Raw genomic sequence first — 22,334 nt, 5'->3', positions numbered from 1 at the left:
CTAATAGTAAATACATTTCAAAAAATTAATTTTTTGAGAAATTTTTGGTGTGGGCTTTAATTCTCAATAACCAATACTTATTGACAGAACTGTTACTGTTACGTACTTTTAGACTTTTTATTTACATCGAACTCAGGTTAGTATTAGTTGTTCCTAAGGCAGAAACTGTAACATCAGTGGTTGAGTTACCCGTACCGAAAGTGAGCGTTCCAGACAGTCCCAAGTAATCATTTACAGGCGTAAAGTCATTGGCAATGTCAAATCCCTTACCTTGTTCTAGGACAAAGGTATCTCTACCCAGTCCTCCGTAAAGATTGTCGTTGCCAAGTCCACCATGGAGAATGTCATCACCCGCACCACCATAGATGCGATCATTACCCGCACCACCATAGATAGTGTCGTTGCCATCGCCTCCTTGTATATAGTCAGCAGCAGAACCACCATAAATTGTGTCAGCACCTGCGCTACCGACAATATTAGTTGCAGTCGTGCTAGTGCTGAAGTCTATTACACCAGTTAAGCCCGTGCTGATCTTTGTTCCCGTTCTGACGACAACATCAAAGTTGGTACTGGTTGTATGTCCGTAACCATCATTGACAGAAACGCCTATCGTATTTGTACCCAATGTATTTGCTGTTCCTGTAAATGTTTTGGTAGTGGGGTTAAAAGTCAACCAACTGGGCAGTCCAGATGCGCTGTAAGTGAGAGCATCTCCTTCTGGATCTGAGAAGACATTATTGGGAATGGTGTAGTTAAAGACACTGGTGTTATCTACTGTCTGTAAGGGAATCGGTGTATTGATAACTGGCGCTTCGTTGAGGTCATTAACGTTGATAGTCAAAGCCTTCTCGAAGGTCAAACCACCATTGTCGGTGGTTCTCACCCGGATGTTGTAACTGGATTTAGTCTCAAAATTTGGGGAAGCCTTGATTTGCAGTTGATTCTGGCTAATGGTGAAGGAACTGTTATCGGTTACACCTGTGCCATTAACCAAGCTGTAGGTGAAGGTGTTACCTGTATCTGGGTCTGTGCTGGAGAATGTGCCAATCACTGTGTTGGCTGCGACGTTCTCGTTGACGTTGGTAGCACTTAATGCCAGATTTGTGGGAGCTTCGTTGAGGTCATTAACGTTGATAGTCAAAGCCTTATCGAAGGTCAGTCCACCATTGTCGGTGGTTCTCACCCGGATGTTGTAACTGGATTTGGTCTCAAAATTTGGGGAAGCATTAATCAGTAATTGACTCCCGCTAATAGTGAAAGCTGCATTGTCATTAGTGCCAGGAACAAAGCTATAGGTGAAAGTATCGCCGATAGTCGGGTCAGTAGTGCTAAAAGTCCCGACTAGGCTATTGGCAGTGACATTTTCATTCGTGCTGGTCGCACTTAAAGTCACGTTGCTAGGGGCACTATTAAGATTTATTCCTACCAATACTGGATCATGATCAGAAGCACGGAATTGGTCAGCATTGTATAAACTGATGATTTGCCCTGCTGACTTAAACTCAGTATTGTAATCTAAAACCGTAGGTTCATCGGCATTAATGTGCCATTTTTCTGCTCCTGTAACTTGGGTGGCTAAACTGTTGTTACCTAAAGCATGATCAAGCGCACCTACTTGTCCATCAAAAACGTAGGAATAAGAGGTATTGGATAACAGGTTGCCATATCCAGCGCTGGCTAAGGTTGTAATGGGGTCTTCTTGGGCATAGGCGTTGAAGTCTCCCAACAGTAAATAATCAGCGTCATTAGTGCCTGTGGGTTTTGTGGCTAACCATTGTGCTAAATCCTGTGCTTGACGGGTGCGCGTGCCATTAGATAAACCTTGACCATCTCCAGCGTCAGCATCACCAACACCACCAGAACTAGAACCTTTAGATTTGAAGTGATTGACAACGGCGGTAAATAGTTCGCCAGTTGAGTTTTGTTGGAATGTCTGCGCTAGGGGTTTACGTCCCACTACGTCAAATGCACCAGTACCGTAATTATCGGGCATAGTTGCCGCAGCACCAACTGGGGTAACTTTGCTAGACTTGTAAATTAATCCTACAGCGATCGCATCCGTTCCTAGTCTTGTACCAGGAGTGATAAAGCTATAAGTACCAGCACCAGCAATGGCATTTAATCCATTAACGAGATTCTGAATTGCACTATTAGAACCATAGCCATTGTTTTCCATCTCCATCAATCCCAGGACATCTGCACCTGAGTTGATAATGGCTTGAATGATTTTATCGCGCTGACGGGTAAACTCGGTAGCGGTATTAGCACCACGAGGCTCGAAAGTCAATCCATTAGTAGTGATATTGACGTTTGTATCTAGGTCATTGAAGTAGTTGAGAACGTTAAAACTAGCTACTTTGAGCGTACCACCCACTGCGGGAGGAGTATTTGGGCGGGCATTGCTGGGGGTAAAGTTAACACCTGTAGAGGTTTGGATACGATACCCTTCAAAACGCTCATCTAAAATTCCCGTAATATTAGCAACAGTATCACCACTGCGGAGGGTATTAGCAGCACTGAGAGGATTACCACCACGACCGAAAATGGTGGGGTCTAAGTTTTGAGTCCCGCTACCGTCATCTAAATAGATTGTCCGTTTGGCAATATCAGCTTGATATGCTGCGTACCCACTCACACTAGGCGCATTAAATTGAGTATATTGGTCAAGTCGGGCATCTGTTCCCGCTTGGTTACTAAACCCATCAGCCGCCAAAACTACCTGTCCATAACGTCCTAATTGGTAATTTTCGGTAACGGTGAGGTTGCCACTGCCAGCACTAATATTAACTAACATCCCTTCGTAACGTTCTAAATCAGTGACGCTAGTAACGGGTAATTGGATATTGGTAACAGTAGGTAAAGTGCTTGCACCTAAGTTAGTAACATTGGTGAGACTGGTAAGCTGAGTTAAACTAATGGATGTGCCACTGGTGAATTCTGCAACTGTGCCAGTGACTCGGACTTTATCACCTATATTACCTGTAAATAATCCTGAAGGGTCGTAAACGAAAATAGCTTCTGATGTAGCAGAGTTGCCATCAGCATCAGCATCTTCTTCTTGAACGTAGAAGCCGTTGAGTTTGGTAGAACCTTGGAAAGCACGGGTAACAATACCTTCAATGGTTTGAGTACCTGTCAAAGCAGCCGTTGAACCACTGCCTTGAATTTGGCTGATTTTGGTAATTACAGAAGCAAAATCATTATCTGTAATTGTTGCCGTCACTGAGGTAATACTAATACTGTTGTAACTGCCATCGTTACTGATTGCTGTGTGGGAGATAATGCCGTTGTGAGTTCCTTCTATTGCAGCATCATCTACTGCTGTCACTGTCACAGTTTGAGCAACATTCCAGTTAGCAGTTGTGAAAGTGAGAGTGGTTGCACTCGTTGTTATTTGGGAATCAGGAGAGATGGTAATAGTGACATTTGCAGTAGGTTGGGTGCTTAATACGACTGTATAACTATCAGTTGCACCACCTTCAGTAACGTTGGTATTACCACCTGACTGCACAATGCTGACACCGGGCAATGCTGAAGTAGAAACCTGTAAATTATCAATGGCTAAACCATGATCATTACCTGCATCATTGATATCAGACCAGCGCAGCCAGATTTCTTGGCCTGCGGCCAGGGAGAAGCCAGTGAAAGAGCTAGAAAGACTGATGCGGTTGGTGCTGGCATTACCATCCAACGCTGTAAGGGTAGCAGTAGCCACTGGACTGGTGAAGTCTAGAGAGTTTACATCAGTCCAAGTTCCCGCAGTGATGCTAGTAGCACCAATTTGGTAAGCAAAGTCTAGTTTCTGTGGGGTTGTATTGCCACCATTGCGCCATTGTTCGCCAATGTAATTAACTGAGAGGGAGGAAATGGTTGCGCCAGTGTCATTAAAGAATCGCGCACCGTAGAATATAGTTCCCGGAGTGTTAGAGGAAGTTGAACCTAAAGCTCTGTCTGAGCTTGCTGTTGCACCAAAGCTGTAAAGACTTCCCGTGTTGCTCGATCCAGTTCCAGCAGTAATTGTGGTTAAGGTTGAGCTACTATAAGCTGCATACCAACCAGTCAGGCTTGTGGAATCTGTCCAAGTTGCATTACTGGAACTGAGGCTATCAAAATTTTGGGAATAAGGACTATTAAGTGAAATTGTACCTGCTGGTAGTGGGACGATCGCATTCCCCAAGGTAACAATTTCACTACGGGACTTCTGGTAGTTAGCTGTGACATCTTTGGCGATCGCACCGTCGTTATAGTAAACGGTATCACCATTATCAACGAGCAGTTGGATTTGACTGGTGCTAGTCAGGGAACTAGGAAGTTCAACTATTGATTCAAAACTACCACCCACATTTAAGGACGTTAAATCAGCAGTACGCAATACCGGGGCATCACTGGCATTACCTGTCCAGGTGTAGAGTCGGAAGTCGTTGGGGGCAACTCCTGTAGCATCTCCACCAGGACCAGCAATAATTACATACTGGTTGGCAGCATTTTTTCTAATTTCCCGAATCCCCCGACTACCTAAATCTAATTCAATGGGTGCGCTAAAGGTCGCAGTTCCTTGTGTACCACCACCACTGGTAGATAATAGGGATGTAAAATTAGTAACAGGAACAATTAAGGCCTTAGTTCGAGTAGTAGTTGGTTCTTGTGGCGCACGGAAAGCAATGTATGCCGTGGTATTATCTGGAGACATTTCCAGACCTTCAATGTTGTAGCCACTGGATTGTTTAGAACCTACTCCAGCAGTAGCACTAGCAGCTAGTCCGTAGTAATTTGCACCTTTACCATGCAGGTTATTTTGATCCCAAGCAATGATGTCTTCTTCTAGGAAGTCGTAGCGACCAACATAGCTAAGGGTGGTGTTTGCACCTGTTCCTGAGATATCTGTGGCAAAAACGCGATCGCGGTTCGGCCGATTACTACCAGAATCATTATTACTTTGAGAACCCATCCAGAAGATGCGATTACCCACTTTAGTAGAGGCTTCGATATCTACTTCACGGGGTACACCACCACTGATGTCAGTTAATCCTAATAATGAAGTGTAGTCAAAGGATGTGAGGGGTAAACCGGAATTATTGCGATCGTATAAACGCAATGCTTGATTTTCATCATCACCCACTAATATATAGTTGGAGTCAATGACAACCGCCGTTGAAGCGTTGCTTGCCCCTGTTAAGAAACGACTTGTGGATGGGGTAGTAGATGCAGCCGAAGCAGCATATTTAATTACGTAAGAATTAGTTAATGTACCATCGCTGACGGTAACAGTAATATCGCTATAACCAACTCCTGTAGGATTAATTTTCAGGTTGCGGCTATTTCCTGTAGCTGCAATTGTTAGGTTGGCATTACTAACAACTGCTGTGTTACTACTGGTTGCTGTGACTGTGAGAGAAGCTGCTGAGGTTTCTGCATCACTAATATTAAACTCAATACCTATAGTTTTTGCTGGGTCGGTGGGGTCATTAATAACACCACTGACAAAGGCCGCAGGGCTACCTGTGGGGCTGCTATTGGGTAAACTCAAGAAAGCTGTAATCTTCTCTGGATCAATAACGGTTTCGTTGTCTGCCAAAATTGTTGGTGCAGTATTGACAGCATCATTATCTGCAATCGTCATCGTGGCAGTTGCATTGTTCACAGTATAGTTAGCACTGCTACTTAACGTTAGTGTGACGGCTTCAGATCCTTCAATTTCTTGATCATCTACTGGAGTAATCGTAATATCTACAAAGGATTGTCCAGAAGCGATTATTGCTGTACTTGTTAAAGTTGGTGTGTAATCTACACCGTTTGTAGCTTGTCCTACTCCTGTGGTTATGGTGTAATTGACCGTGAGAGGATTAGTTAGACTTCCTGTACGGCTGATACGGGATGTACCAGGATCTTGTGCAGTTTCCGCAGCATTGGCATCAGTAGCAGCAATGGTAACTATGGGTAAGGTAGAATTAACCGTTGTTCCAGGAGAACCAGTTTCCGCACCATTGAAGGAAACAAACGCCCCATTAACTCCCACAGCACTCAAGGTGGAAACAGTGGTAGCAGTATTTTTATTGTCGAATGTGAACCCATTGGTTGCGACACCAAAACTGACACCAGTGATCTTATTTCCACTGGCATCGAAGATATTTACCTGATCACTTGTTGCACTCAAGCCTACACCAGAACCACTGTAAGTCCCAATGACAAAACCCGTGGGAGCATTGCTAGTGCCAAACCATGCAGCATTAAATGCACTAACTTTGGTAGCATCTCCTTCAATAAATACAACGGATTGACCAGGAGCAATGCTGTTAACACCACTCAAAGCCACAGAAGCGGCAAAGGAGTTAGAATCATCATCCATTTTCCAGCCACTAATATCTACTGCATTAGTGCTATTATTGGTGATTTCAACCCAGTCCGCAGCATAAGTTCCATTGCCATTACCAGCAGGATGTACCTCAGAGATAAAGAGTTCATTATCTATGATGGTGATATTTTGAGAAGTAGTGCTACCCAGGGTAATTCCAGAGGAAGGATTGCTGATGGTTAATGTGGCGGTTTCTTGTCCTTCAAGTAAAGTATCATCAGCAATAGTGAAGGTGACAGAACCTGTAGTTTGTCCATTGGGAATGGTAATTGTGGTATTGCTAAGATTGTAATCGCTGGCGGTGATACCATTCCCAGTTACAGCTAAGTTAACTGTTTGATTACCAGAAACGGGACTAGAAGCTATGGCAGTTAAGGTAATTACAGTTTGTCCTGCTTCCGTTCCAGTATTACTGTTTACAGATAAATTGACGGTTGGTGTTGTTGGAACAGATGTAGACGCAGAAAAACTGACATTATCAATTGCTAGTCCATCATCATTTCCTGGATCATTAATGTCTGACCAACGTAGCCAAAGAGACTGGCCACCAGCCCAATTAATACCAGTTATGGTAAAATTCGGAGCAGCCTGATTAGCTGTTAAATTACCGTTCAAAGTCACATCACCGGTTGTATTGCTAATAGGTGCTGTAAAATCTAATTGAGTAACAGGGGTAAATGATCCAGTTGTGATGGAAGTATTAGCAATTCCATAAGAAAAAGCAAGAGTATTTTTAACTGCGTTAGTGCTTCCTCCATCCTTCCACTGCTCACCTGTGTAGCTGAGGGTAAATTGAGTTAATGTATTGCCTGTATTATTGACTATCTCCAAGCCAAAGATAGAGGTCAAAGAACCAGATGCAAACGAACCTAATGCTCTTTCATTTGATCCTGTAGCACCATAGAGAAATGTATCTCCTGTGCCACTTGAACCATTATCCACGCGAAGAGTTGTGTTCAAAGCACTTCCTGCTTCCACAAAAGTCCAACCATCTGGTAGAATGCTTGATGCCTGAGTTGTACCATTAGTAGTAGGTACAGTCGTGAAGAGATTATCAAAGTTCTGAGAGTAATTACCACCCGTATATGAAGCTGCTGGCATTGTTAGTTTTTCCTTAAAAGTTAGTTAGCTGGTAAATGAAAACTATGTAAATATTTTTGATGAGCGATCGCTATATTCAGCAGAAGTTGGTATTATGTTTTTGTAGACAGGAAAAAACAAACTGCAAAGATGAGATTTGTAGTTAGGGTGATAGCGAAGTGCTGCTGCAAGCAGTTCGCTTGAGAGTTATCGAGATTAATTTTCAGCAATTGCTAAAAAACAACCGTATTACTACTTGTTTGTCGTAAATTTTTCTGTCATTAATTAGATTATCCCAGTAAGATTAAGAAGTAATTAGGAGAGAATTAAATAACAGTTAATATTAATGCCGTATTTATACTAATAAAATCTGAATTTGTCATTATTCAATAAATATCAAATATTCCCCTATCATCGGCTGATCTGTGTAAGTAGGTGAACACAATAAAACCAAACTGTGTAAAGAAACGTAAAATCGCTGAAAACTTCTTTACTCTTGCCTCTTGCCTCTTGCCTCTTGCCTTGCTATAACGACGATTTTCAATGCTAACCTACTTAATTGATTGATGATTCACCAGCAATATTAAAATTACTATTAATTTATACCCAAGTCTTTAGAAGTAATCATACAAAAGCGATCGCGTCCTTCTTTTTTGGCACGATAAAGTGCTTCGTCTGCTGTTTTAATGAAGAATGCAGCCGGAATATCAGCAGTAGGAATTAAAGTAGCAATTCCTAAACTGACCGTAACATATTGACTTACCTCAGAAGCTGAATGCAAAATTGCCAATATTTTCACTTGATCACGGATTTTTTCGGCTACAACTATTGCACCTTCTGCATTTGTATTTGGTAAAATTACTACAAATTCTTCTCCTCCATATCGCGCTACTAAATCACTAGGTCTTTTAATAGCTTGACTCATGGCAAAAGCCACTTTTTGTAAACAACTATCTCCCGCTTGATGTCCGTAAGTATCGTTATATCGTTTAAAAAAATCTACATCACACAAAATCAGGGAGAGTGCAGATTTGTCCCTGGCCATGCGTCCCCACTCTTGCTGCAAATATTCATCAAATCGGTGACGATTAGGAATTTGCGTGAGGCTGTCGTAATTAGCCAGACGGTAGAGAGTTTGATTTTCGGCTTTAAGGTTCAGATCATCTTGCCAAATTACAATTCCAGTTGTCATTCCTAATAAAGTTATTGGTGCAGCCACAGGTAACCAATAATTTATTTTTAGCATGAGCAAACTGAAAATTTCCCAGAGTACACATAGCCCTATACAGAATCCTAATTTTTTCCTAGAATGCCAACGAACAATTACTAAACCCCAGACTGGACCTGCCAATAGTAATAATATTATCCATGCCCCAGAAGGAAAAAGATCGAGAAAATTATTTTGAAATACATTATTAATAAAAGTTGCTTGTAAGTAAACTCCGCCCGTGGGTGGATCATAATTAAAGGGCGTGACTAAAACATCAATACCAGGAGCAGTAACTCCTACTAAAACAATTTTATTTTTAAATAAATCGGCTGATACTTTCCCCTGCACTACATCACTAAAGGAATAGTGAGGCATTTGCTGAACCTGACTAGGCCAGTTAATCCATAATGGCTGCTCTAAATTAGGCAAAGGGGGTATTTCCATAAAAGTTCCATAAGCCCGGATAGCCGCAATTCCTAATAAAGAAATACCATTTTTTAGTGGCTGTACATTACGGATTATACCATCTCCATCTTTCTGACTGAATATATGTCCTGTAGTTATTGCGGCCTGTTCTAGTTCAGGGACAGGAAACCAAGGTTCTCCTTGAGTATCCCAAGCCTCTGCCAATACCACCTTACCATGTTGTTTCATAGCCTTTGCCAGAGCCGTATCATCGGGGCTAGACTCAGAAAAAATCATATCGAAGACAACTACATTTGGCTGGGCTGTATCGAGTACATTTAATAGCTCTATATATCTTGTCCGTGGCCAGGGAAATTGTTTAAACTCTGCCAAACTTTTGTTATCTATTGTCACTACTACTATCTGCTGATTCCAGTCAATATTTCCCCTTAGTCGGAATAGGGTGTTATATGTTATCCATTCTAAAGGTTGAAAAATTCCCAGTAACAGGAAACAAATAACTATCAACATGGCTATAAAACCAGGAAACAATTTCCCAAATAACCGCTGGATTTCTGTGAACATGATCATACATTTTCAGTTCTTCCTGTTATTAAGGAACAGCTAATTCATACTTTTGCTTTTTTCCTAAAGGTGTTGTGATACTAACTGCAATTTTTCGATTATTAGGAAGGGCTGTTATCACCTCAAACTCTCCATTCTGATTGGTTATTAATGGCTCATTCGCTAAAATAACTAAATTCACAGGATCTACTTTACCTGCAATTTTTGCCTGTTGATTGCCCATATCTGCCAGGATTTTTATTTGCAAACTAGTATCATCTCGTAAACGCACTGGAGGTGAAGGTGGTTTTCCTGGAATTACAAAGCTTTGAAAACCTTTATTTACAGATACAGTTTTACCTTGAGCAGATGTTACCACCTGGCCTTTTAAAGTTGCTACCCCTGTTTTCCCACTAGGTTGGACACTAACACCAAATTCTGTACCTCTGACTCCTGTAATCCCTGCTGGAGTTTTAATTTCTAGTCTAGATTCTCGATTGTTCAAAGGACGTACTTTTAAACGCACCTGTCCACCAGTTAGCAGCAACTCTGTGACTTTTCCATTATTACTAGTGCTATGCAGTTTTTGAATTTGCAGTTTTGTATTTTCTGCCACTTCCACAAAAGCAATTTCTGTATCTAATGCTAACATCGTCCGAGAATTCTTTCCTGTACCAATGCTATCACCAACCTTTTGCAACTTTGTGCCGACATTGGCAGGTTGGGAAGTTTGTTGATTTCCATAAATAACATTACCAAAAATGCTACGTACTTCTAAGTAGCGGTTAACTCTTAACTGTAAATTATTCTTGGCTAATGCTTGCTGAAAGGTTAATAGGAAGATGAAAAATAAACTCAATAATAGCCAATGTTTTTTAATCACTGAATTTTTTGGAAATTAGATTACCCCTGTATCTAATTTTAGGCGATCGCTTCTCTTGTGGCAAGTAAGCTGTCACGCATCTAGTTTTTGAACATGATCTAGGCTATAGGCGGGTTTCTGCCTCCAAATTATACAATTTAAGTGCGCGACAGCTTTTAAAAATCTAGACATCCTCTGGTTCAAATTGTGCCACAGTTACAGCATTAAATGCAAAAGATAAAACTAAGGGAATCGGACATTTAAACCAAAAAGTGTAAATCACTGCTAGGATAGTGGTAGAGATGGCAGCACAAGCCCAATACATTTCCTGATTAGTTAAACCATTTTTCTCTTTAATTACTCTTAACACATTCATTGGGATTGGTTCTGGCATGACTCCACCAGGAGGAAACGCCCAATAGTTACCACGTCTCTCAACAAATAAATCTGTCCAGCCATTTTCTAAGCACCATGCTTCAATCCATTGAATAGAGTAATGATTTATCATATAAATACCAATTTGCTTTGTTAATGTGTGCAGTTTGTCAATTTTAATAACTTAAAGATTTTAGTCAGATATAGCAGCAGTCAGCAGTAAAAATCTTTTGTTATCTAGCTTTTTTAGGAAATTTTTTCCCTTATTCAAGTACATATCGCTATAACTTTTAGTTCATTGTTTTAAAGGTTTATCAAATTATTTTATACATATTAACAATCCTGTTTCCACAGCCATCACCATAACTAACAGATTATCAGTTGTCCTGACTACTAGACTTTAAAAGATAACAAACTTTACTTGTAATCAAACTTAATGAATTATTGTAATAATGCCATCTTTTACTATAAAATATGTAAGCATTCAGCTAAAAGTGGATATTCAGAATGCTAATCAATTCAATTCTTGCTGATAGCTGACGGCTGAATGCTTACCAAAATATTAACGTTTATGCAAACCCTAACTTATCAAATATCAATTTTGACTCATCAACTATGTTTTGGCAAAAGAGCTTAGGATGGATTTTAGGAATTATGGTTTGGTGCGTTGCACAGCCAGCATCAGCAGATTGGACTCATCCTTTATCATATAGTAATGCCGAATTGTCAAGACAAGATTTTTCTGGACAAAGTTTACAAGCTGCGGAATTTTCTAACGCTAACTTAGAAATGGCTAACTTTACAGGTGCGGACTTACGAGGAACAGTTTTCAGTGCTTCAGTCATGACAAAAGCAAATTTACATGGAGCAGATTTAACCAATGCGATGGTGAATGAGGTAAAATTAATAGGCGCTGATTTAAGTAACGCCGTTTTAATCGAAGCTCTTTTACTCCGCACCGTCTTTACAGATGTTAATATCACAGGTGCAGATTTTACGGACGCAATTTTAGATAAAGCGCAAATTAAAGAGCTATGTCAAAAAGCCAGTGGTGTAAATTCTCAAACTGGTGTAGAAACTCGTGAGTCCTTAGGATGTCAATGAAACTTGGTATAATTGGTGGTGGACAACTGGCTTGGATGATGAAAAATGCAGCAGATAAGCTGGGAGTAGAATTAATAGTCCAAACTCCTAGTCCCAATGATCCAGCCGTATCTATTGCCCAACATAGCATTTTTGCCGCAGTTGATGATGCCGCTGCCACAGAAATTTTAGCGACAAAGTGTGATATCGTTACCTTTGAAAATGAATTTGTTAACCTTGCGGCTTTATCACTGCTAGAAGAACAGGGTGTTTGTTTTCGTCCTCAACTAGCAGCTTTAGCACCTCTGTTAGATAAATATGAGCAACGTTGCTATTTACGGGATTTAGGTTTACCAGTTCCCCAGTTTTTGGCATTATCAGGGGAAAAAAAGCTAGAATCTCAAATTGAAAATTTGGGTTTTCCTGTGGTTCTCAAAGCCAGAAGACATGGATATGATGGTCAAGGAACTTTTATCATTCCCGATTTTGCAACTTTATCAAAAATAGTTAATCAAACTCATAGCCAGTTTTTAGTCGAAGAATTTGTGCCTTTTACCAAAGAACTGGCGATAATTGCCGCCCGTTCTGTAAATGGGGAAATTGTCATCTATCCAGCGGTAGAAACTCTCCAGAAAGAACAGGTTTGTCGGTGGGTAATTGCCCCCGCTCAAATCACCCAAGAGCAAAGTTTGCAAATTGAAGCGATCGCCCATAAACTATTAACTAGCCTCCAATATATAGGAGTCTGTGGCATTGAATTATTTCTCACCGCCGAAGGTAAAATCTTAATTAATGAAATAGCACCACGTACCCATAACTCTGGGCATTTTTCCCTGGATGCTTGTGAAACTTCCCAATTTGAACAACACCTGAGAGCAGTGTGTGGCTTACCATTAGGCAATACTAGATTACATTGTGCTAGTGCCGTGATGGTTAATTTGCTAGGATATGAAAACAGCCATTGTGACTACCAAAAACAACGTCAACAATTAGCAAATATTCCCCAGGCTACTGTTCATTGGTACGGAAAAACAGAAGCTCGTCCAGGGCGTAAGCTAGGACATATCACCGTTTTATTAGATCAAGATCACACTAATGGAGTAGAGGACATTATACACAAAATTGAATCTATCTGGTATCCCCAGTAGAAATTTGCCAAAATTTTCCCAAAATAAACACAAAAACTATTTTTCAAAGCTATAATGAGTTAGTTGCACTACGACGATTGGTGACTGCCGTCAAGTTTTTTGATCTATGTCTTTAACAACAAGGGAGCTAAACAATTCTCGTGGCAGTATACTGGGCTTGTACCCAGAAACTTTAAATGAGAACCCTCAGTTCCCACCTGGTTTAACCAGGTCATAAACTTAGGTAAAACGGCGTTGTGGTGAACTAAAAAATTTTAGCTCCCCGGTTGATAAAACTGGGGAGCTTTACCTTAAACAGCAAGAAGGCTCACACTGTACCTGTACTCAGGTCAGTGTTGAGATGAATTGCGCGTGAGAAATCCGGGTGTAGTCTGACCATATTTGTAGCTTGCTTCCCGCAGGGTGCGCAGCGAAAACCGGAAAGACTACAACGAAGAAACGAGCAAAATATTCGTTTTTTATTCGGTATGTTTTGATTATTTGTGTTACCATGAATACACGAACGCGGTAAGGTCGATACCATGTATAGAGCAATTAAAGTTAGGATTTATCCCACTGATGAGCAAGAATCATATTTAGCTCAATGTTTTGGTAATACTCGATGGTTGTGGAATTATATGCTTAATGCCACTACTGTCGCGTATAAAGAAATAAGCATTGGGCTTTCTAAAGCGGCTATGGATAAGTTGCTTCCAGGATTAAAAAAGGAATATGAATGGTTAGGACTTGCATACAGTCAAGTGTTGCAACGAGTCACATTCAATCTTTCTAGTGCGTTTGTCAACTTTTTTGAAGGCCGTGCTAAATTTCCTAACTTTAAATCTAAACATGGTAAACAATCAATTCAATATCCCCAAAATGTGAAACTGATGCCAGAGGATTCTGTGATTAAGTTTCCTGGCAATTTAGGGATGATGAAAACCGTGTTCCATAAAGAATTGCCCGATGCAAAATTCACGGCTGTAACAATATCAAGAAATGCAGACGGTAAGTATTATGCATCTATTCTTTTTAACCAAAATGACAATCCGGTAGTTGCAATCAGAGAAGCTATTGGTGTTGATTTGGGATTGAAAAACTTTGCTATAACTTCCGAAGGCTCAAAATATGACCTTCCTAAGAAGCAATTAGCTCTTCTTGAAAAGAATAAAAAGCGCAAGCAGAAAAAACTAGCTAAGAAGACCGATAAAACATCTAATAAACGTCGTAAAGCCAAACGTTTAGTCGCAAAAGTTTCTAGCAAAATAGCTAGAGTCCGTGAAGACTTTCTACACAAACTATCTCGCAAAATAGCATACGAAAACCAAGTTATTTGTGTAGAAGATTTGGCAGTTAAGAATATGGTTAAAAATCCCAACTTGGCAAAAGCTATTAGTGACTCTTGTTGGGGAATGTTTCAAACCATGCTCAAATACAAAGCTGAAAGATTTGGTCATACTTATCAAGAAATAGGTCGTTTCTTCCCGTCTTCTCAACTTTGTAGTGAAACTCTACTACCAATTCCGGTGTGGCAAAAAGGATATGATTCGTTAGGAGTTAGGTTTGTAGATTGCCCTCACTGCCAAAAACAGCATGATAGAGATATCAATGCCGCAATAAATATTAGAAATGAAGGTTTGCGACTTTGGGCGTTAGGAACTAGCGCTTCTGCCCTTGGAGGGGATGTAAGACCAAAGTCTTCGGGACGTAAAAAATCCATGAAGTCCGAGGCAGTCCCCATGGAATTGGGAAGCCTACACTGTACCGTCAGGTCAGTGTAGGTAGTTCACGATATATACCTTAAATTTAGAGGTAAAAAGCAAAATACGGAAAGAAAAAGATTTTCCCAATGACAACTGACAACTGACAACTGACCATTTCTTCAAGTCTGTCATGACTAACTGAAGAAATAAGCTACACTCATTTTAGGGGCGAACTCATACAGTTCGTCAGAATACTTCTTGGAAGATATCCCTATCGCAGGAAGTGGGTTGAAGCCCACTTTTTTTATTGAATTCTCCCATGACTCATCCTTTAATACCACAAATTATTGATTTGGCGACACCAGTAGCCGCAGAACTAGGATTGGAAGTTGTTAGTATAGTTTTTCATACGAACCAAAGCCCCCCAGTCTTGCGAGTAGATATCTTTAATCCTCTACAGGACATTGGCCTGGATGATTGTGAAAGGATGAGCCGTGCCGTTGAAGCCTCATTAGATGCGGCCGATATCATTCCAGACGGTTACATATTGGAAGTATCCAGTCCCGGTATTTCGCGGCAACTGGTAACAGACAGGGAGTTTATTTCCTTCAAAGGATTTCCTGTAGTTATTTCTACTTCCCCACCCTCCGAACAACAGCAAGAGTGGATAGGTCTATTGATTAGCCGGGATGAAACTACAGTTTACCTTAATCAAAAGGGTCGTGTAGTAAAAATTCCCCGTAACCTCATTACCAAAGTCCAAATGGATGAGCGTAGCTAATCAATTTTAGATTTTAGACGTTGGATTAGGGACTGGTAAGTGGTAATTGGGAAGGAGTAATTGGAGAAAAGAAAACAATTATTTCTTAACAGTTATCTAATTTTGCTGACTGCTGACTTGACACTCTCCGCTCTAAAGAGATTGTCAAGGTACAGTGTTTATCCCTTAGGCAACATCGGGTGTTTGTACAGGTTAATTACCCTTACCTGTTAAAGACATTGTAACACCATAAGTCACTGAGAGATTTATCCCCGCTCTGGCTTAAAAAACACCCAAACATAAAAACCCAAAAAGGTTTTAGATTTTAAGTCTAGGGTTTTAAGCCTACTAGTTTGTCAAGATAAAAATGATGGACTGTAGTGTGAGCGTCTCGCTCACGCGGGCAAGATGCCCGCACTACCAAAAACCCGTCAAAATAAATTTGACAGACTACTACTTTCTTATAAAATTTTAGGAGACTGCGTATGTCAATGGTGACTTTATCGGGATTAAAAGAGCTAATTGAAAGTATTAGCCAAGAACGAAACTTACCGCGTTTAGCTGTACAAGCAGCTATTAGAGAAGCCTTAATTAAGGGTTACGAACGTTATCGTCGCGCCCAAAATTTAGAACGCAGACAATTTGATGAAGAGTATTTTAATAATTTTGAAGTAGAACTGGATATTGAGGGTGAAGGATTTCGGGTTCTTTCCACCAAAACCATTGTTGAAGCAGTTGCTAACACTGATCATCAAATTTCCTTAGATGAAGTCCAGCAAGTAGCCCCAGAAGCCCAACTGGGAGATTCTGTAGTATTGGATGTCACCCCAGATCAAGGAGAATTTGGGCGCATGGCAGCCATGCAAACGAAACAAGTATTGGCGCAAAAACTGCGAGATCAACAACGCCAAATGGTGCAAGAAGAGTTTCAAGACTTGGAAGGCACGGTTTTACAAGCTAGAGTATTGCGATTTGAACGTCAATCTGTAGTTTTGGCAGTTAGTAGCGGATTTGGACAATCAGAAGTAGAAGCCGAATTACCCAAGCGAGAACAGCTACCCAACGATAATTATCGGGCTAATGCTACCTTTAAGGTATATCTAAAAAAAGTTTCCCAAGGGCAGCAACGAGGGCCACAATTGATGGTATCTCGTGCTGATGCAGGTTTGGTAGTTTATTTATTCGCCAACGAAGTCCCAGAAATTGAAGATGAGGTAGTGCGAATTGTGGCTGTAGCGCGAGAAGCTAACCCTCCCTCTCGTTATGTGGGACCCCGCACAAAAATTGCTGTTGATACCCTAGACCGCGATGTAGACCCCGTTGGTGCTTGTATTGGGGCGCGGGGATCACGAATTCAGGTGGTAGTTAATGAATTACGCGGTGAAAAAATTGATGTGATTCGCTGGTCTCCAGATCCAGCTACCTATATTGCCAATGCGTTGAGTCCAGCAAAGGTAGATGAAGTCAGACTCATGGACCCCGAAAGTCGCCAAACTCACGTTTTAGTGGCTGAAGATCAACTGAGTTTAGCTATTGGTAAAGAAGGGCAAAATGTGCGGTTAGCTGCCCGTCTCACTGGTTGGAAAATTGATATTAAAGATCAGGCTAAATATGACGAGGAAGCCGAAAATACTAAATTTGCAGCGGTGAGAGCGCAATATCAATCCCAAAATGATAGGGATGACAGGTCTGACCGAGAAGATGCAATGGCAGAAGAATTAGAATTGGATGAGGATAGATTTGACAATAGCGAGGAAGATTAATTCCCCAAATTTATCTGCAATAATTTGAAAAAGGAAGGGAAGCAGGGAGCAGGGAGCAGGGAGCAGGGGGAATATTTCTTCCCAATGACAACTGACAACAGGCATTAAAAAATACATTGTTTAGTATCCCCAAGATATCTAACTTAAATCTGGCAGAAGACTGATGAAACCGAACTATCGGCGTTGTATTAGTTGTCGTCAAGTCAACTTGAAACAAGAGTTTTGGCGGATTGTCCGCGTCTTTCCATCTGGAAAGGTACAATTAGATCAGGGCATGGGGCGTTCTGCCTATATCTGTCCGCAAGAGAGTTGCCTACAAGCAGCTCAGAAGAAAAATAGACTAGGGAGATCGCTGCATGGAGCAGTGCCAGATACAGTGTATCAAACATTGTGGCAACGTCTAAATCACGGCGATCGCCAAGATCGCATTTAATGGTAACAACTAAAATTGCGATAGTCTCTCAAGATATTATGACAAAAGCCGAACTATTCGGTCTCTGATCATAACCTTTAGTATCGTTCAAGTTAATGCCAAAATAGTAAATGGATGTAACCAGCTTTCTCGATCTCCTTTTTTGGACAAGACGCAAGGCATTACTCCCAACAAGTTTTTTTTTGATTGTATTGTGGAAGACTCACAAATCAGCAAAACAAAAAAACCAAAAATGGCGACCTGGTAGCGTCAAATCGCAGTTCTGCATCAACCATCATTCCTGGTGGAGATGTCAGTATTAACCCGAAACATCTCTCTTTCCTAACTGGAGTCACCGGCAATATCACCAAAGGCAACCGAAAAAACAGTGATCAAAGGGTGGAGATGTCACAAACCAGGCAACCATCCGCTAAAACTGTAAATTAAAGGGGAAAGAGTGGATGAACAACGGAAAAGTGAGAATCTATGACTTATCAAAAGAATTGAATTTGGATAATAAAGAGCTACTAGCAATTTGCGACCAGCTCGATATTGCGGTTAAAAGCCATAGCAGTACGATTTCCGAAGCGGAAGCTGAACAAATTCGTAGCGCAGCCGAAAAAGTCGCTGCTACGAATTTAGCCTCGAAAAAGGAACAAAGTACAAATGGCCATAAACCAAATTCATCTCAAAACCGTACCAACGCCAATCACAAACAGCAAATTCTAGAAATTCGCAAACCGAAAATATTGATAAACACTACCACCAACTCAACCGATATCTCAGTTGCTACTGACGCTACTGATGCTAATCCGCCGGCACCTCCAAGGCCTTTTGCTACACCAGTTTCATCTATGAATATAAAGCCGGCGGCACCAACTCGACCAGTACCCCGGAATCAATCTGAGACTCCACTTAAACCTAATCCTACCCAACCAGAACAGGTATCTAATCCTGAATCGGTTACAGAAAAGGTGAGAGCGGAAAAATCAGAGAAAATATCTACTCCCAGAGCCAAACCAGAGAAACCGCAAAAACCCCAGTTGGTTTCTCCTCCTGCTAGAGTAGATGGCGCAAAAGCGGCAGAAACACCAGTTTTAGGAACATCAGAAAAACCTCTTCTCAAACGCGATCGCTCACAGCCTGTTGAAGAAGATCCTCAGCCAGTGAGAAGTAAGGTTAATAGACCTTCATCTGATCAAAGTTCACCATCTGCACCACCTAGACCTAGTCGGGCTAATTCAGGAGCGCCGACAAGACCAGAACAACGCAGTGGTAGACCATCCGTTGGCGGTGATATCCAACGCCCTAGACCTGCCCGTCCCAGTGAACCAGCAGCCATTCCCACGGCGACTCCACCCAGACATAATGCAGGTGGCGCGAAAAAAGAAGGATTGGATGAAATACCAGTAGCACCCGATCTTTTGGATTTAAAACGCCCTACACCCCCTCGTTTGAACAAGGGTGGGAAAAAATGGCAAGAAGAAGAAATCATTGACGAAATCAAAGAAAAAGCGAAGGTTGGACCCAAAGGCAAACGGGTCAAACAAATCGTAGAAGATGATTTAGATGAAGATGATTTAGATGAAGACGGTCTAGAAAATTCCGCAGCCACTCAAGTTAGTCTCTCCATTGCCCGTCCTCCCAAACCCAAAGGGACTCGCTCCGGTATGCCAACTGTAGCGGTTGTGGCTGCTCCTACCACTAGAGGTAAAAAATCTAGTTCTTCCCGTGACCACAACAATCGTCGGCAAGAAAATGTAGAGCAAAAACCAGATCGTCCGGCCACACTAGATGTTACTGGTCCATTAACAGTCCAGGAGTTGGCTGAGTCCCTCGTAATTGCCGATACAGAGATTGTCAAAATCCTGTTTATGAAGGGCATGGCTGTTAGCATCACCCAAAATCTGGATATTCCGACGATTACCCTAGTCGCCAAAGAACTAGAAGTAGAAGTCCAAATTGTCGAACGAGAAGCTGAAGCCCGGAAAGTCACGGAAATGATTGACGTGGCTGATTTGGCTCACCTCATTCGTCGTCCCCCAGTTGTCACCATCATGGGTCACGTAGACCACGGTAAAACCACTCTCCTTGACTCTATTCGCAAAACCAAAGTTGCGTCTGGGGAAGCGGGCGGTATTACCCAGCATATCGGCGCATATCATGTTGATATCGTCCATGAAGGTAAACCACAGCAGATTGTTTTCCTCGATACTCCTGGTCACGAAGCTTTCACAGCGATGCGTGCTAGAGGAGCTAGGGTGACAGATATTGCCGTGCTAGTCGTAGCTGCTGATGACGGTGTTCGTCCCCAAACAATTGAAGCTATTAGCCACGCTAAAGCTGCAAACGTTCCCATTGTCGTTGCTATCAACAAGATTGATAAAGAAGGCGCACAGCCAGAACGGGTTAAACAGGAACTTACCAATTATGGTCTCACCGCTGAAGATTGGGGTGGTGAAACAATCATGGTTCCCGTTAGTGCCATTAAGGGCGAAAACCTCGACACCCTCCTAGAAATGATTATGTTGGTGTCGGAAGTAGCCGAACTATCCGCTAATCCAGATCGGGTCGCAAAAGGAACAGTCATTGAGGCTCATTTGGATAAGGCGAAAGGTGCAGTTGCTACCTTGCTGATTCAAAACGGTACTCTCCACGTTGGAGATATGCTGGTCGCTGGTTCAGCCTTCGGTAAAGTCCGGGCTATGGTAAGTGACCGAGGCAAGCGTGTAGATGTTGCTAGTCCATCCTTTGCTGTGGAAGTATTGGGTTTAAGTGATGTCCCTGCTGCTGGTGATGATTTCGAGGTCTATGAAAACGAGAAAGAAGCTCGTTCTGTAGCCAGCGATCGCGCCGACAAACAACGTCAATCCCGCTTGTTGCAAGGTCGTGTCACTCTCACTACCCTGTCAGCACAAGCACAAGAAGGCGAGTTAAAAGAACTCAACTTGATCCTCAAGGGCGACGTGCAAGGTTCTGTGGAAGCTATTATCGGCTCTCTCCGCCAAATTCCGCAAAACGAGGTCCAAATTCGGATGCTTTTGGCTACGGCTGGAGAAATCACGGAAACAGACATAGACCTGGCTGCGGCTAGTAACGCCGTCATTATTGGTTTCAACACCACCTATGCCAGTGGCGCTAGACAAGCTGCGGATGAAGCAGGTGTAGATGTTCGAGAATATAACATCATCTACAAACTCTTAGAAGATATCCAAGGTGCTTTGGAAGGTTTACTCGAACCAGAGTTGGTGGAAGAACCCTTGGGACAAACAGAAGTCCGTGCTGTCTTCCCAGTTGGTCGTGGCGCTGTTGCCGGTTGTTATGTTCAATCTGGTAAGCTCGTTCGCAACTGTAAGGTGCGCGTCCGTCGCTATAACAAGGTAGTTTACGAAGGTGTTCTCGATTCCCTCAAACGGATGAAAGAAGATGCCCGTGAAGTCAACGCAGGTTATGAATGTGGTATCGGCATTGATAAGTTCCATGACTGGGTGGAAAATGATATCATTGAATCCTACCAATTGGTAACTAAACGTCGGACTCTGACTATGACTAAGTAGTGACGTGCATCCAGCGTTGAGTGCTGAGTTAATGAGTGTTGAATTGAGACTGTTCCGAGTTCAACACTCAAATAATGTAAACTCAGCACTCCGTCCAATAGGAGTTCAGGAGTCAGGAGTCAGGAGTCAGGAGTCAGGAGTCAGGAGTCAGGAGTCAGGAGTCAGAAGAAGAATGAAGAATGAAGAATGAAGAAGAAGGAAGGAATGAAAAAGAAGAAGGAAGAAGAAGGAAAAAGAAGAAGGAAGAAGTAAAAACCTGTTCTAGTCCGAGTTTTATTATCAATTCATGTCTTACCCCCTTGGGTTGCTATAAATTTTAAAAAAATTCTCTGTTTAATTAAAAACAAGTTGTTTTAGAAATTTCTCGCATAAAATTCCGCATTTAGTGATGAATGAGACAGAATTTTCAGGTGTAAAACCATTATCTTGAAAGAAGATTAAACAAAAATTTTCAATTTTAGCTTTGGGTGACTAGATTTACGTGTTCCCCTTGTGTGTGAAATAAATTATCAGTCTGAAATCTAAAATCCCAAATTGTCTAATTCTGGAAGTGAAAAATAAGGAATGAGGAATTATGGCTCAATTTCCAACTTCTAGCGATTACGCGCATACTACTGACAGTACAGTCTCTGTCAACGGTGAGCGTAAAGATCACCAATTATCTGCTAATACTCAATTTTGGCATAACCTGAAATACGTGATTTCTGCTAGTTCCGGTTTTCAAAGATGGCAATTAGAATGTAACGCCAAATTACAAAGTTTACGTCTAGATCAACAAGTACAAATGTATTTACGAGAGACTTTAGAAACTTTAGCTTAACCGACAGAAGCCCCACGTCTGACCCGATAGGGCAGCGGGGGATGAATGGCGCGTGAATTGACGACGGTTTTCCGACCAACGCGACAGCAAGGAAGGAAAACATGGAGACAATTCACAAAATTTGTGTTATGAATTGAATATCTCGGCAAGGCGAGAGAATAGCGATAACCAAGCTAGATACATGATCATTTTTGTTGATTAACCTTGATTTTGCCTTTGGAACGAGGGGTCAGCCTATCGCCTTAACATCAGTCTTGTTGT

13 protein-coding genes and 1 other RNA gene are annotated in these 22,334 nt (G+C 41.7%); 10 read left to right on the top strand and 4 right to left on the bottom strand.

Annotated elements, in window-relative coordinates; translation table 11 throughout:
• Positions 1–121: 121 nt before the first annotated feature.
• The 4 genes from PN450_RS01340 to PN450_RS01325 all read right to left on the bottom strand — a co-directional run bounded on the left by PN450_RS01340 (position 122) and on the right by PN450_RS01325 (position 10,981).
• A complete protein-coding gene (locus tag PN450_RS01340) occupies positions 122–7,453 on the bottom strand; it encodes an ExeM/NucH family extracellular endonuclease (RefSeq protein ID WP_271835172.1) in 7,332 nt (2,443 codons plus the stop codon).
• A gap of 574 nt (positions 7,454–8,027) precedes the next feature.
• Positions 8,028–9,632, bottom strand: a complete 1,605-nt coding sequence (locus tag PN450_RS01335) for a diguanylate cyclase domain-containing protein (RefSeq protein WP_271835171.1) — start codon at positions 9,630–9,632, stop codon at positions 8,028–8,030.
• A 28-nt stretch (positions 9,633–9,660) separates the two neighbouring features.
• A complete protein-coding gene (locus tag PN450_RS01330; protein WP_271835170.1) occupies positions 9,661–10,494 on the bottom strand; it encodes a FecR family protein in 834 nt (277 codons plus the stop codon).
• Positions 10,495–10,657: 163 nt separating this feature from the next.
• Positions 10,658–10,981, bottom strand: a complete 324-nt coding sequence (locus PN450_RS01325; RefSeq protein ID WP_015083442.1) for a slr1957 family protein — start codon at positions 10,979–10,981, stop codon at positions 10,658–10,660.
• Between the two features lie 482 nt (positions 10,982–11,463).
• Between PN450_RS01325 and PN450_RS01320 the strand changes: the two genes are divergently transcribed.
• From PN450_RS01320 to PN450_RS01275, 10 genes are all read left to right on the top strand, one after another.
• Entirely contained in the window at positions 11,464–11,952 is a 489-nt protein-coding gene (locus PN450_RS01320; protein WP_168652006.1) for a pentapeptide repeat-containing protein, read from the top strand.
• Positions 11,943–13,079, top strand: coding sequence for a 5-(carboxyamino)imidazole ribonucleotide synthase (locus PN450_RS01315; RefSeq protein WP_271835168.1), 1,137 nt, complete (start codon positions 11,943–11,945; stop codon positions 13,077–13,079). The genes PN450_RS01320 and PN450_RS01315 overlap by 10 nt, the downstream gene beginning before the upstream one ends.
• Positions 13,080–13,141: 62 nt before the next feature.
• Positions 13,142–13,326: non-coding RNA, 6S RNA (gene ssrS / locus PN450_RS01310), on the top strand.
• A 274-nt stretch (positions 13,327–13,600) separates the two neighbouring features.
• Positions 13,601–14,839, top strand: a complete 1,239-nt coding sequence (locus PN450_RS01305; protein ID WP_271835166.1) for an RNA-guided endonuclease InsQ/TnpB family protein — start codon at positions 13,601–13,603, stop codon at positions 14,837–14,839.
• 241 nt (positions 14,840–15,080) lie between these two features.
• The gene (gene rimP / locus PN450_RS01300) at positions 15,081–15,542 is read left to right on the top strand and encodes a ribosome maturation factor RimP (RefSeq protein ID WP_213719069.1); all 462 of its coding nucleotides are present in this window, start codon (positions 15,081–15,083) and stop codon (positions 15,540–15,542) included.
• Between the two features lie 464 nt (positions 15,543–16,006).
• Positions 16,007–17,284, top strand: a complete 1,278-nt coding sequence (nusA, locus tag PN450_RS01295) for a transcription termination factor NusA (RefSeq protein WP_015083447.1) — start codon at positions 16,007–16,009, stop codon at positions 17,282–17,284.
• 163 nt (positions 17,285–17,447) lie between these two features.
• Complete coding sequence (locus tag PN450_RS01290) at positions 17,448–17,717, top strand: YlxR family protein (protein WP_015083448.1); 270 nt, start codon at positions 17,448–17,450, stop codon at positions 17,715–17,717.
• A 440-nt stretch (positions 17,718–18,157) separates the two neighbouring features.
• The gene (infB, locus tag PN450_RS01285) at positions 18,158–21,253 is read left to right on the top strand and encodes a translation initiation factor IF-2 (RefSeq protein ID WP_271835163.1); all 3,096 of its coding nucleotides are present in this window, start codon (positions 18,158–18,160) and stop codon (positions 21,251–21,253) included.
• A 179-nt stretch (positions 21,254–21,432) separates the two neighbouring features.
• Entirely contained in the window at positions 21,433–21,573 is a 141-nt protein-coding gene (locus tag PN450_RS01280; protein ID WP_168204399.1) for a hypothetical protein, read from the top strand.
• 254 nt (positions 21,574–21,827) lie between these two features.
• Complete coding sequence (locus PN450_RS01275; protein ID WP_148761133.1) at positions 21,828–22,073, top strand: hypothetical protein; 246 nt, start codon at positions 21,828–21,830, stop codon at positions 22,071–22,073.
• Positions 22,074–22,334: the final 261 nt, after the last annotated feature.

Source organism: Dolichospermum lemmermannii CS-548 (assembly GCF_028330815.1).
Lineage (GTDB): Bacteria > Cyanobacteriota > Cyanobacteriia > Cyanobacteriales > Nostocaceae > Dolichospermum > Dolichospermum lemmermannii.
This window is presented reverse-complemented; position numbering and strand designations above follow the sequence as displayed.

Coding starts and splice junctions, on each gene's coding strand:
- PN450_RS01340 (WP_271835172.1), bottom strand. CDS start 7,453: ATGCCAGCAGCTTCATATACGGGTGGTAATTACTCTCAGAACTTTGAT.
- PN450_RS01335 (WP_271835171.1), bottom strand. CDS start 9,632: ATGTTCACAGAAATCCAGCGGTTATTTGGGAAATTGTTTCCTGGTTTT.
- PN450_RS01325 (WP_015083442.1), bottom strand. CDS start 10,981: ATGATAAATCATTACTCTATTCAATGGATTGAAGCATGGTGCTTAGAA.
- PN450_RS01320 (WP_168652006.1), top strand. CDS start 11,464: ATGTTTTGGCAAAAGAGCTTAGGATGGATTTTAGGAATTATGGTTTGG.
- PN450_RS01315 (WP_271835168.1), top strand. CDS start 11,943: ATGTCAATGAAACTTGGTATAATTGGTGGTGGACAACTGGCTTGGATG.
- PN450_RS01305 (WP_271835166.1), top strand. CDS start 13,601: ATGTATAGAGCAATTAAAGTTAGGATTTATCCCACTGATGAGCAAGAA.
- rimP (WP_213719069.1), top strand. CDS start 15,081: ATGACTCATCCTTTAATACCACAAATTATTGATTTGGCGACACCAGTA.
- nusA (WP_015083447.1), top strand. CDS start 16,007: ATGTCAATGGTGACTTTATCGGGATTAAAAGAGCTAATTGAAAGTATT.
- PN450_RS01290 (WP_015083448.1), top strand. CDS start 17,448: ATGAAACCGAACTATCGGCGTTGTATTAGTTGTCGTCAAGTCAACTTG.
- infB (WP_271835163.1), top strand. CDS start 18,158: ATGAACAACGGAAAAGTGAGAATCTATGACTTATCAAAAGAATTGAAT.
- PN450_RS01280 (WP_168204399.1), top strand. CDS start 21,433: ATGAAGAATGAAGAAGAAGGAAGGAATGAAAAAGAAGAAGGAAGAAGA.
- PN450_RS01275 (WP_148761133.1), top strand. CDS start 21,828: ATGGCTCAATTTCCAACTTCTAGCGATTACGCGCATACTACTGACAGT.